General features: G+C 47.9%; 12 protein-coding genes. 8 read left to right on the plus strand and 4 right to left on the minus strand.

What is annotated here, in order from left to right; all coding sequences use genetic code 11:
• Entirely contained in the window at positions 1-468 is a 468-nt protein-coding gene (locus IT084_RS15120) for a universal stress protein (RefSeq protein WP_195713719.1), read from the minus strand.
• Between the two features lie 222 nt (positions 469-690).
• On the opposite strand from IT084_RS15120, the gene IT084_RS15125 reads away from it, so the two are divergent.
• Complete coding sequence (locus IT084_RS15125; protein ID WP_195713720.1) at positions 691-1236, plus strand: ankyrin repeat domain-containing protein; 546 nt, start codon at positions 691-693, stop codon at positions 1234-1236.
• A 94-nt stretch (positions 1237-1330) separates the two neighbouring features.
• Positions 1331-1699 carry a hypothetical protein gene (locus IT084_RS15130; RefSeq protein WP_195713721.1) on the plus strand — a complete coding sequence of 123 codons (369 nt, stop codon included), beginning with the start codon at positions 1331-1333 and terminating at the stop codon, positions 1697-1699.
• A 73-nt stretch (positions 1700-1772) separates the two neighbouring features.
• On the opposite strand, the gene IT084_RS15135 is transcribed toward IT084_RS15130, so the two are convergent.
• Positions 1773-3113, minus strand: coding sequence for a YeiH family protein (locus IT084_RS15135; protein ID WP_195713722.1), 1341 nt, complete (start codon positions 3111-3113; stop codon positions 1773-1775).
• Positions 3114-3547: 434 nt separating this feature from the next.
• Between IT084_RS15135 and IT084_RS15140 the strand changes: the two genes are divergently transcribed.
• The 3 genes from IT084_RS15140 (at position 3548) to IT084_RS15150 (ending at position 7283) form a co-directional block, all read left to right on the plus strand.
• Complete coding sequence (locus IT084_RS15140) at positions 3548-5161, plus strand: PAS domain-containing protein (RefSeq protein ID WP_195713723.1); 1614 nt, start codon at positions 3548-3550, stop codon at positions 5159-5161.
• Positions 5148-5762 carry a response regulator transcription factor gene (locus IT084_RS15145; RefSeq protein WP_195713724.1) on the plus strand — a complete coding sequence of 205 codons (615 nt, stop codon included), beginning with the start codon at positions 5148-5150 and terminating at the stop codon, positions 5760-5762. Before IT084_RS15140 ends, IT084_RS15145 begins: the two co-directional genes overlap by 14 nt.
• A 90-nt stretch (positions 5763-5852) precedes the next feature.
• Positions 5853-7283, plus strand: a complete 1431-nt coding sequence (locus tag IT084_RS15150) for a hypothetical protein (protein ID WP_195713725.1) — start codon at positions 5853-5855, stop codon at positions 7281-7283.
• Here the strand turns inward: IT084_RS15150 and IT084_RS18690 are convergent.
• Both IT084_RS18690 and IT084_RS15155 read right to left on the minus strand, forming a co-directional pair.
• Positions 7280-7405 (minus strand): hypothetical protein, encoded by a 126-nt coding sequence (locus tag IT084_RS18690; RefSeq protein WP_279327888.1) that lies wholly within the window; start codon positions 7403-7405, stop codon positions 7280-7282. The genes IT084_RS15150 and IT084_RS18690 overlap by 4 nt on opposite strands.
• Before the next feature lie 37 nt (positions 7406-7442).
• Positions 7443-8519 carry a YeiH family protein gene (locus tag IT084_RS15155; protein ID WP_195713734.1) on the minus strand — a complete coding sequence of 359 codons (1077 nt, stop codon included), beginning with the start codon at positions 8517-8519 and terminating at the stop codon, positions 7443-7445.
• A 570-nt stretch (positions 8520-9089) separates the two neighbouring features.
• Here IT084_RS15155 and htpG point away from each other — a divergent pair.
• From htpG to IT084_RS15170, 3 genes are all read left to right on the plus strand, one after another.
• Entirely contained in the window at positions 9090-10961 is a 1872-nt protein-coding gene (htpG, locus tag IT084_RS15160; protein WP_243277010.1) for a molecular chaperone HtpG, read from the plus strand.
• Between the two features lie 208 nt (positions 10962-11169).
• A complete protein-coding gene (locus tag IT084_RS15165) occupies positions 11170-11844 on the plus strand; it encodes an undecaprenyl diphosphate synthase family protein (protein ID WP_195713726.1) in 675 nt (224 codons plus the stop codon).
• On the plus strand, positions 11825-12235 hold the full coding sequence (locus IT084_RS15170) for a hypothetical protein (protein WP_195713727.1): 411 nt from the start codon (positions 11825-11827) through the stop codon (positions 12233-12235). Before IT084_RS15165 ends, IT084_RS15170 begins: the two co-directional genes overlap by 20 nt.
• The last annotated feature ends 52 nt before the right edge of the window (positions 12236-12287 follow it).

The raw sequence follows: 12287 nt of genomic DNA on the forward strand, positions 1-12287 counted from the left end.
CTATGGCCTGGTGTTGGGTCCCACTATGACCGGGCATTTTATTTTTTTAGCCAGGGTATTGAAATTAAATTTCAGGCCCGCTTCAGCCGCTGGCCGGGTGGCATGGGGATTCGGCAGTACCAGCAGGGCCGTTCGGGGTGAGCCGGCTAATTCCAGAATGACCCGGGTGGTTTGGCCTGTTGCTATCTCGGTTTCCACTTCAACCCCCGATTCCTCCGCCAGCTTTTGAAACCGGGCCAGTTCTTTTTGTGCATTGTTTACCAGTTCATTTTCCAGCCAGCGAAAAAATTTCGTTCTTGTACCAGAAGCGCTGATCCATTCATCGCCGAGGATGCAGCTCCAGCTTTCGTCCAGGATGAACACGGCCCGCAAAGGAGTCCGCCACAACCGCGCCAACTCAATTGCCGTTAGACCGGCCAAACGGGCGGACAAAGACCCGTCGGTGATAAATACGATTTGGCCTTTCACAATATCCCTTCTTAAAAAATCACGTATGACGAGCTTGTTGACAAAGCGTGCATCCCCAATATAATGGTTTGTCAACAAGCTGATAATATTTTACTGCAAAAGTGCCAGGCACAAGTACCGGGTTTTTGCAGCAAAATTAATTTGCCCGTTGGTATCAGAAAATCATGTTTTTTGATCGTTACAAGTTGTATAATAAAACAAATTTGTTAATGAGTGATAATTATGTTATTAAAGAAGTATACCATTTTTTTAATTCTTGCGATCGTGTTGCTGGCGTCTTGTTCCGGCAATACCGGGGAGCCCCTGATCAAGGCGACCATGGAAGGAGACTCCGCCGCTGTTCGGAAATTGTTGCAGGAGGGTGCGGACGTCAATATAACGAATCGCGACGGTAATACGGCCCTGATGTGGGCCGCGTACAGGGGAAACGCCGGAATGGTAAAACTGCTGTTGGATCGCGGGGCCGAACCGGACATGCAAGGCAACCGGGATTGGACGGCGCTGATGTTCGCTGCGGCCAGGGGGCATACTGATATTGTCAAGATAATGGTGGATAAGGGCGCGGGTATTAATAAAAAAAATAAAGAAGGCAACACGGCTTTGATGTACGCCGCGATGGGCGGGTATATCGATATCGTGCGGTTATTGTTGGATCGTCAGGCGGATATGAATATAAAAAATATCGAGGGTAAAACAGCAATTGACCTGGCGGAGGAACAGGGCCACACGGACGTGGTTTCCCTGCTTAAAGAAAAAGGAGCCCGGTAACATTTTCCCGGTGCGGGATGGACATGTCCCGGCAATTGAGTACAATAAGTGTAGCGGTATTAATCAAATTTAATTTGTTCAGGCGGGGGATAATGTGCGCGAGGACAATATAACTTGCATCCAACACGCAAAATTTATTTTTGATTTCTTTGAAAAAAGGGAATGGGCGCCGGGGGAAGAGTCGCCGTTGAAAAAAATCACCGGGGTCCGCAAAGTTGAACCCGGGGCTGTCAGGAATTTGGGCGCCTTTTTGTCGGTGCGGCTTGACCGAATAGCGCGGATGATGGAAATATTACTATCCGCCCATGACAACTGGGCCGTCACCGGTAAAAAGGACAGGGTCATCATGGAGACCAACTCGTTTGACTTTAATGACGCCATCAGATTATTAAAGGAACACGGTTTTCATGACGACGAGTTTGTTTTGCAAGTGGAGTATGAACGTAAATGGGGTATGTTGTAGTAACAATGCCGGAATAAAAATCGAGTCCCCGGGCGATAAAGTTGGCCGGGGACTCGTTGTGTTTTGAAGATGATTATTTTGCTGCGACCGCTACCCAGTAACTCCCCAGGATTAATACGGAGAAAATGTATCCAAGGGGAACATTGATCAACACGCCGGTTGTGAATGCTGCAAACGGCTTCCAACCCACGGAGGTGAGCTCCCTGAAACGGGTGGTCAGGCCAATGGCCAGGAAGCAGAAGATAAAGGCCCAGGTTCTTAAGGTTTTAAGAGGCTTGATTATATCCGAAGTTATGGCCTGCGAGGTTGCAGCGTCGGCTCCGGCGATAATCAACGTCACCAGCGCCGATGCTACGAAGAAACCGAGAACGAACTTGGGGAACCTGCGCCATATTTCGCCGGCGTCGGCCTTGGTGCCGTCTTCCCTCTTTTCCCACCTGGTGATGGAAATCAGAGCCAGCAGGAAAGCCCAAATGCCTACAAACATGTCGCGCCCGACTACCTTCATCAGAGTGAAGGTTGTGATGGCCTTATCCCCGATGGCGGCTGCGGCGGCCATTCCGGCGGCATCGGCAAACTCCGAAGTGCCGATCCATGCTCCAGCGGGGCCGGCGGGAATACCGGATGCGGTAATGAAAACCGGCAGGGCGTAGATCATGATAATGGCCCAAACGACAACAAGCGTAATGGCTACAGAAACGTGTTGCTTTTCAGCTTTAACGGCACCGCCGATGGCAATGGATGCCGATACGCCGCAAATGGAACCGCCGGCGCCCAGGGTGGCCGCAAACCTTCTGTCCAGGCCGAACAGCTTGGTGGCGGCCCAGTAAATGGACAGGAATGTTGAAACGGCTATTACAGTGGCCTGGGTAAAAGCAACGGGGCCTGCCTGAATGATTAAAGTAAAGGGAAGCGTGGCACCGAGTAAAACGATACCGACTTTAACATAAAATTCAGTGCGCAATGCTGCTTCAAACCATTTGGGAACCGGTAAAACGTTGCTGATGATTAAACCAAGGCCAAGCGCTACCAGCGGCGCTTCCAGGTTGTATTTTTTCGCCCATTCCCAGGAGCCGAATATTGATACCATTACGGCCATGACGAAAATGATTAGAAAACCGGGTATGAACTCGCTGAGTTTGTGACCCAGGATTTTTACGGCAATGGAAAACAGAACCGTAAAAACTATAAACATTAGAATTAACGATTCCAGGTTGCTTCCAAGGTAAGCGGTGACAGCGCCGAATTCCGTCCATCCAGGAATGTCGAATGCGATCAACTTGATCGAGCTGCCGGAAAACCAGAATAATATGGCTGCCAAGACCAGACCAATACCGAGCCAGACCGCCCACCAGTCTTCTTTCTTGTACAGGTCCGACCAACCCCCACTGGCTGTAGCGGGCTTATTGGACATGGAGATCACTCCTTCTTAAGAATTAGCTTTTTAATTTTAAACCATTGCTATTTTCATCCCGCGTTAACATCAGATAAACATTGAGAATTCGGGCACTTGATCAGAGATTGTATCACCTCTTTGTTAAAGATTTAATTTAAAGCCCGGGCTGATAAATTATAAAATTACCATATAACCGGTTGACTGGTTGGTTAAAAGTGACGGTTTAAAATCATGCCTTCTTATAGCATGAATAAATCTGGCTAATAACTGCTAAAAAAATCTTATAACATTTTCCTATATAATCAATGCCAAACGGCCAAGGTGATTGTTTTGGTTTTCACACAAGGTCAAAGCACTTCAAAATAGTGAACATTTTAGTTCATTTTGATGAGAAATTTGTTTCCTGGAGGGGGAATATTACATTGTGTCGAAAATAAAAACCAGGTGATAATATGGGTATTTCCAGCGATTTTAAAAAATGGGCGGCGCTTTTTTTAGTGGCGGTATTACTGGTGCCTCTGGTAAATTTGTATGATGCCTATGTCACCCCGGCGAAGTTAACCAGAGTGTCCGGCAATTACGAACTCATATCGGAAATATGCAAGCTGTCCGGCGATATATCGTATTTGATTTATAATGCCCAGGCATATATTCTATTTTCCGATGCCCGGTATTTGGACAAATTTAATGAATATAGTGTTATAGTATTAAAAAATGAAAATGACTTAATTAACCAAGTGAATTCCGGCACAACCCGGAACAGGTTACAGGAGTTAATAGGGATTACAAAAGAATATATATCTTTTGTACAGGATGAAATCGCCCCTGCAATCGAGCCGGGCAATATCAGTTCTTTACACCGCGAGCAATTCGAATCATTGACCGCGGAATTGCGGAGTTCGGCGGATGCAATGTTTTCGGCCCGTAATGAATTTATAAGCAGTGATGCCAAAAGCCTGGTTGCCGGCGAAAAAAGGCTTAACTTCATTTCAATTTTGCTGGTATTTTTGTCCCTGGCGCTTCTAGTTGCCGGTACCCGAAAATTTATTTACCCCATGCTGGTGAATTATCACCACTTGGAAAAATTAACGGAGTTTACAAAAGATGCCATCGCATTTATAGATCACAGGGGTAGAATCACGGGGATCAACCACGTGGCGGAAACGTTGCTGTGTCTCCCCGCAACACAAATAAAAAATAAATCCCTTAATGACATCATGGTTTTGTTCCCCACCACCCAGCATGTACTGCAGCCCCTTTTCACCGTTATTTTGGAGCAAAAAGAAGTTTTGAACAACCAGGTGGTTTTCACCGGCGGCGGCCGGAAAGTTTTACTTAACGTGGATTACCACCCGCTATTTTACCTGGACAAATTATCCGGCGCGGTTATGGTGGCGCACCACGTGGAAACGGAAAAAAACAAGCGTTACTTGTTCGATACCATCGAGGCGGAACGCAAAAAAATATCCATTGAAATTCACGACTGGATCGGCAGGGCCATGTCCCCGATCATCCATTCCCTGGATTATATTCTAAGGGTTCATCGTGAGAAAATGCCCGGTGATGTTTTTGACGATCTGGTCAAACTGAGAGCCCACTGCCAAACCGCCGCCATGGATATGCGCGGTATTATGAATGATATTCACCCGTATTTGATTGAAAGGGTGGGCTTGATTTCCGCCCTGGAGTCGTACGTGGCGAATTTTGAACAAATGCACAATATCAGGGTTTACCTGTATTATCAAAATAAAAAACTACATTTAAAAAAAGAGGCGGAAATCATTATTTACAGGATAGTTCAGGAAGCCCTGAGCAACGTGATAAAACATAGCAATGCCACCGAGGTGGATATTTATTTTAAGGAAGAAAACAATACCTTGAAAGTGGAAATTATGGACAACGGGCAGGTACCGGAAGATTACGCGGCGGGAAAAGGGTTGTGGGGTATGAAGGAACGGGCCAATTTAATCGGCGGCGATTTGGTATTTGGAGGGGATGAATCCGGTTTTTCGGTAATCCTGACCGTACCCGCGTCAACGGAGGGCGACCGGAATGAACAAGATTAAGATTATGCTGGTGGAAGACCATAATATTGTAAGGGAAGGCCTGAAAAGGTTGATTGAAATGGAAGAAGGCATGACTGTGGTAGCTGAAGCCGGTACTTGTGCCGGCGCCCTGGACAACCTGAAAAAAGACACGGATATTATTCTGTTGGACATAAAACTTCCCGACGGAGACGGCTTGGAACTTTGCCATGAAATTAAAAAAAGACTACCCGGTGTAAAATTTATCGCATTAACAACCTACGATGATGCTTTGTTTGTAAAAAAAGCGCTGGAAAGCGGCGTGCATGGATTTATTCCCAAGTACGCATCCTTTGATGAAATAAAATCGGCAATTAAAATTACCCTCAGGGACGGCCGGTACCTTTACCCGGGGTTGAGCCTGGAAGCACTGATGAACCTTCCGGAAACAGGCCTGACGAAAACGGAAATTAAGATATTGCAGATGATTGCCAACGGCGAAACGCAGAAAACGGTTGCGTCGGCGTTATTTATGAGCATTTCCACGCTGAGAAGGAGGATCAAGGGGATTTGCACCAAACTGGGTGTGGATACCATTGAAGAAGCCCTGGCGTCCGCGGTTAAAAAAGGGTTGATCGAATAGTACGATTCGCCCGGCACAAAGTGAGGCCCGGCAGCGCTTAACCGGTTGATTTGAACGAGCTTTTCGCTTCAATTTAAAAGGGTGGTTTCTATGGAAAGGTTTAACAGCAAGAAAAAGGTTCTGGCTTACTTTGCCATAATCTTTTTCTTGACCTTGATTATTCTTTTTTTTGTGCTTGAATTTCGTTTTATCAAAAGAATTATGCAGGAAAATGAGCAAAGCATTGAGCATATCGTGTCAACCAATACCAGTTTCTATATCCAGGATCTAAAGTTTTTTACCGGGAACGTCGCCAAAACTATTAATGCTGGAAATGACGCGACGGTTAAACAGCGGCTGGAAAACATAGGCAGACAGGATTCCCGAATTACCAATGTAATGTTAACGGATGAAAGAGGATATGTGTTGCATGCCCTGGGCGGCCGGGGGGGTAAATTGGAGGAACTTGGAAATATTCGGGGTAATGACCCTTATGTTTTCGGGGTGAAGGGAGACAATACGGTCAGCCGGCTTGGTGTTGCCGCACCAGTGGGAAATGATAAGGGTGGAACGGGGTACCTGGTGGTAATTTTTAACATTAGTGATTTTAGCAACAATTTTATTTTAAGTTATTCCACGGAAAAATTAAAGGTTGCTCTTATGGACCGGAGGGGTTACCAGGTGGTGTGGCCTTTTAGCCGGGACAGCCTGGCCCGGTTCAACCCGGGCCGGGAAACATTTAAAACCGGGAATGTACAATATTCTGTTGAAAGACTCGGGATAAACGATTCAACTCTGGATTTATATTTTTTTATTAAACAAAACAACCTGGACACTTATCGCATTATTACCATTATGTTTTTATTGTTTACGTTGTATTTTTTGATCTACCAGTTTTTCGTTGAACTGCTTAAAGCGAATAACATTAACTCGTATTTTGAAAATGTTGATTTCAACATCTTCAACAACCTGAAAGAAGGCATTATCATTGCCAACAAGTTTAATAAAATAGTGTTTGCCAATAATGTGGCCCATGAAATTTTCGCCGAAAAGAACATTATTTTTAAAAAGACCGAGCTCAAGGAAATAATCGGCAATACCAGCGTGTCGGATAAAAAAGTAACCCTGAAAAAGTCGGACAATCTGTTGGAAATCATCAGCTCGCCCATTTTTAAAAATGGTAAATTGCTGGGATCACTGGTCGTGATCAGTTTAAGCCGCGAAAAGGAGCTTTTATGCAGTTACGCGCTGGATAAGGTTATCCGGTTTTTACAAGATGGCGTAATCTTTGTGGACAAGGATAACAAGGTGATGGCATTTAATCTGATGGCCAGCTACTATCTCGGCAACATCAGGAGCGAAATGGACATCAGCGATATAAACTCGGAACTGGCTTCATTGCTGGAGAACAGCATCGGATCAACTTCATTGACGCGGGGAAGTTTGTTTTTCGGAGACATTCTCTGTGAAATTGCGCCAATTTACGACAATGACGGGTTCTATTCCGGAGCGATAATATTTTTAAAAAACAAACCGGGCTAAAAAAACAACAGCACCAGAATCAGGATCAGGGCGGATACGGCAAGGGCAATGTAATCTTCCAGCCTTTCCGAGGTAAAAAATAAGTCCATTTTTTCTTCCCGGTCATTTTTTCTTCCGTCCATAGCAGGCCTCCTTTTTTATAGTTTTCCGCGGTCCGGTTTAGGGTTGATCAGATATAAAAAGCAATACAACGACCAGCGCCCCGAACGCTTTGACCAGGGCCGCCAGGGTACCGACCAGCAGCGGTTTTCCACCCGCCTTGCGCAATTCATCAAATGATATCTGCATGCCCAAACCGGATAAACCGATGGCGAAAAACCAGTTATACAGGTTGCGGATGTAAACCAGCTCGGGTGAAGGAGGGGATGTTTCACCCAGCAGGCCGAGCGACGTGATGATAACCACGACGAAGAACCCGGCTACGAACAAGGGAAACTTGTCCCAAAACCCGGTGTTGATGTTGTACTCATCTTGCTTGTCCAGGCGGCTGTTATATACGGCCAGGGCCAGCACGATAAAGGGGAGGAAGAGGATCCTGGTCAGGTTGAATATTTCGCCGGTTTTCAAGCTGATCGAGACCTGGTCCGCGGCTGTGTGATCGAAGGCCAGGGTTGCGGCCAAAACCTGGCCTGAATTTAAAATGCCGGTGCCGGCCCAGACCCCGAACTGGTGGGGACTCAACCCCAAAAATGCGCCGATGGTGGGGAAGGTGAACAAGAAGATTAATCCCACCGTTAGAATGGTGGCAATGGAATAGATTACGTCGGGAACTTTGGCTCTTACGGCGGGTGCGGCCGCCACAATGGCCGAAACGCCGCAAACCGCCGTGCCTGCCGCCAGTACCGATGCGGCCGCCGGTGACATGCCCGCTTTTTGCCCCAGGTACAAGGTTAAAGCCAGTGTAATGGTAATAAAGATTAAAACGATCAAAAACGCCTGGATGCCCAGGTTGGCCAGGTCAACAATGCTGTACAGCGAGCCCAGCAAGATCACGCCAATTTTGATAAACAGCCGTGAGGTTCTGATGCCGGGCAGGAACACGTTGGGGATGCCGGTAACATTTCTTAACAGCATGCCGATTAAAATGGAGATGAGGATATAATTAAGATGCAATATATCGATTAATATTTTATTTGTTACGGGGTTGGAGGCAAAAATGGCTTCCAGGCCTTGCCAGGGCAGGCCCAGGTCCGTTCCGCCCCTTGCCAGCACGGCTACGGCAAACATGATCAACATTCCCGGTATCAGCTTTAATAACAATGTAATCGCTGACGGCACGCGAAAATCCCCTTTGGTGGCTTGTCCATAATCACCATTCTATAATATATTAAAAATTAAGGCAAAAGTATACGAATATGGCTTGATCTGAGTTTTTCCCATTTCCAACAACTCATTTTGGTAAAATGAGTTGCCAAAGGGTAAAATCTCCAAAGTATTGATCAGGCTTTTGATTATATTATAACTTGATAATAAAACGAAATAAATAGAAAGGGCGTCGACCTTCGGAGATGGATGGCGGAACTGGTGCAAGTGATTGAACAAGTTCAGGTCTTTTAGTATAAAACCGGAAGAAATCAGGAGATAATCCTTACTGTGGAGGGAAATTCCCGCATTTTGTATTCTTTGTAAACTTGCTAGTGAGGGACTTTTTTTAATAGCATAATGCTGGCACTCAATGCCGGCGAGTGCTAACAATTATTTTTTGTTCCCGCTTCGGGATTGGCCGGCACGATATACCGGAACTGCGGGGAACGGGAATAATTGCTTCCTGTTTTCTAATTTCTGCAAAGGAGGTTTTGCACTGCAATGCCCGCGGAAAAGATGGAGTCACAACGGGAAACTCTGGAATTCCAGGCGGAGGTTAAACAATTACTTGACATTGTGATCAATTCCCTTTATACCGACCGGGAAATTTTTTTGCGTGAATTGATTTCCAACGCGGCCGACGCCCTGGAGAAGATAAGGTATAAAAGCATTACCGACAAGGATATTACCGACCCCGAATTGCCGCTGGAAATAACCATTGAAGTGAACGACCGGGACAAGACTCTCACCATCAGTGACACCGGTATCGGGATGACCAGGGATGAACTTGTGGATAACCTCGGCACCATTGCCCATTCCGGTTCCAAATCGTTTGTCCAGCACCTGGCGGAAACGGACCGGAAGGACTTGAACCTGATCGGCCAGTTTGGAGTGGGGTTTTATTCGGCCTTCATGGTGGCTAAAAAGGTGCGGGTGCTGACGCGCTCTTACCGCCCCGGGGCGGAAGGGTGCGAGTGGGTTTCGGACGGGGTCGGCAGTTATTCCATCGGCCCGGCGGAAGGTCTGCGGCGGGGCACCAGCATTATCCTGGAACTGAAGGATGACGCTGCCGAGTTTGCTTCCGTTGACAACATTAAGCGGATTATCAAGCGTTATTCCAACTTCGTGCCCTTTCCCATTATTCTGGGCGGGGAAAAGGTCAACACGGTACAGGCCATTTGGGCGCGGAACAAAAACGAGATCAAGGAAGAGGAGTACGCCGAGTTCTACAAGTTTATCGCCAACGCGTATGATGAGGCGATATACCGGCTGCATTTTTCCGCCGACGCGCCGATTGCCATCAATGCATTGCTGTTTGTGCCGGGGGAAAACCTGGAGCGCTTCGGTTTCGGGAAAATGGAACCGGGCGTGTCTTTATACTGCCGCAAGGTGTTGATCCAGCAAAAGGCGGAAGGGTTGCTGCCCGATTGGCTTCGCTTTTTGAAAGGCGTGGTGGACAGCGAGGACATTCCCATCAACATATCCAGGGAAACCATGCAGGACAGCACGCTGGTGGCCAGGTTGCGAAAAGTAATAACCGGCCGTTTTCTCAAGTTTTTGGGGGAACAGGCCAAGGACGACCCCGGCAAGTACGGCGAATTCTGGAGGAAGTTCGGGATTTTCTTGAAGGAGGGCGCGGCCTCGGACCATGCCTACAGCAAGGATATAGCTCCGCTGCTGCGGTTTGAATCTTCCAAATCCGAACCGGGCCAATTGATTTCCCTCGACGATTATGTGGAACGGATGAAGGAGAACCAGAACAGTATCTATTTCATCAACGGCCCAACCCGGGAAATGATCGAGGCCGGGCCTTACCTGGAGGCTTTCCGGGTGCGCGACCTGGAGGTTATTTATACCCACGAACCGGTTGACGATTTTGTCCTGACCCATTTGGGTGAGTATAAGGGTAAAAAGCTTGTTTCCGCGGACCAGGCCGGCGTGGAGCTGCCGGAGCTGGAAAACAAGGATCAGCTGGAAGGCGAGGGACTTGACGGCCTGGAGTTGAGGAACCTGACCGCCTGGATAAAACAGGCGCTGGGCGACAGGGTGAGCGAGGTCCGCGAATCCAAGCGACTGGTGGACAGTCCGGCCATGCTGGTTAATTTGAACGGCGCCATGACCAGCAGTATGCAGCGGATTATGCAAGTGGTCAACAAAGACCTGGGCAATATCTACGGCAAGGTCCTGGAGATCAATCCCCGGCACAGGCTGATCAAGGGGCTGGCGGCCCTGCGCTTGAAGGACGAAGAATTCGCCAAACTGGCGGTGGAGCAGATTTACGACAACGCCGTGATCGCGGCGGGCTTGATCACAGACCCCCAGGGCATGGTGGACCGCATGTACCGGATTTTGGAACGGGCCCTGGGTGAGTAATCGTATGGTCCAGGCCGCCAGTTATTCAATTTCCCTTCAGAATAATATCAAAAAAGCACTTCCATTGCAGTTGGCGTATTAATACCGCCGGCAGGAAGTGTTTTTTTTGTCAAGCAGGGTCGCTCATAGTTTCTACTCAAGGAATAAAAAGGTAACGAATGTGGAATTGTATGTAATGTATGCCGATAATAATCAATGGGGGAATATTATGGCTCACCCTAAATTTAAAAGGTTGCCCGGGCATATCGGGGTGATACCGGACGGAAACAGGAGATGGGCAGTGGCAAGGGGTTTGGCCAAGGAAGACGGGTACCGGAATGGATTGGAACCAGGGATGATGCTATACGAGTTGTGTCTTGAGCTGGGCATTCCGGAATTGACTTTTTATGGTTTTACGCAGGACAATACAAAACGCCCGGCGGTTCAAACCAGGGCTTTCCAAAAGGCGTGCGTGGACGCCGTGCGTATGCTATCCAACAGGGATGCTTCTTTGCTTGTAATCGGAGATTATAATTCTCCCCTTTTTCCCAGGGAGCTGCTGGAGTACAGGGAAAGAAAAACCTTCGGGCGAAACCTGATTAAAATCAACTTCTTAGTGAACTACGGATGGATGTGGGATTTAAATCACCTGCTCAAACACGACCTGGCAAGCAATAACGGCAACGGGCCCAATGTGCGGGATTCCATTGCCTCCCGTGATGTTTCCAGGATCGATTTGATCATCCGCTGGGGGGGCAGGAGAAGGTTGAGCGGTTTTTTGCCGGTGCAATCCATATATTCCGATTTTTACGTCGTGGATGATTTGTGGCCCGATTTTAAAAAGGAACATTTTTATGATGCCTTGAGGTGGTATGAAACCCAGGATGTTACCCTGGGCGGTTGAGAATGAGGGGACGCACAATTTCAACGAAGAGGACCTGACTGCGGGCTGGTCCCACAAGAGCATCGCTTTTGTGGCCGGCCTGGGCACTTTTGGCGTCAACCGGATGCTGATCACCCCGGCGGGCTGCGCCGGGCGCTTCGGCAGTATGGTCATATCGGCGGAAATTCCCCCCACCCCCCGGCCGGGCAGGGAGTTTTGCCGGTATTACAACGGGGGGAAATGCCTGTACTGCGTCACAAACTGCCCCACGGGGGCGCTACAAGTTGACGGGTTGGACAAGCAAACCTGTTACCGGCGTTTACTGGAAGTAGCCGGTCAATTTACCGACCTGGGACTGTGCGATGTTTGCAGCAAGTGTGCTTTGGGACCGTGCGCCACGGGTCCCGCTTAATGATTGGCGGGAATCAAGCCGGATTCCGGTAGTGCCGGTTTAACTCGGAGGC

Origin of the sequence: Desulfallas sp. Bu1-1 (assembly GCF_015594625.1) — a bacterium.
In the GTDB taxonomy this organism is placed as follows: domain Bacteria; phylum Bacillota; class Desulfotomaculia; order Desulfotomaculales; family Desulfallaceae; genus JADNRQ01.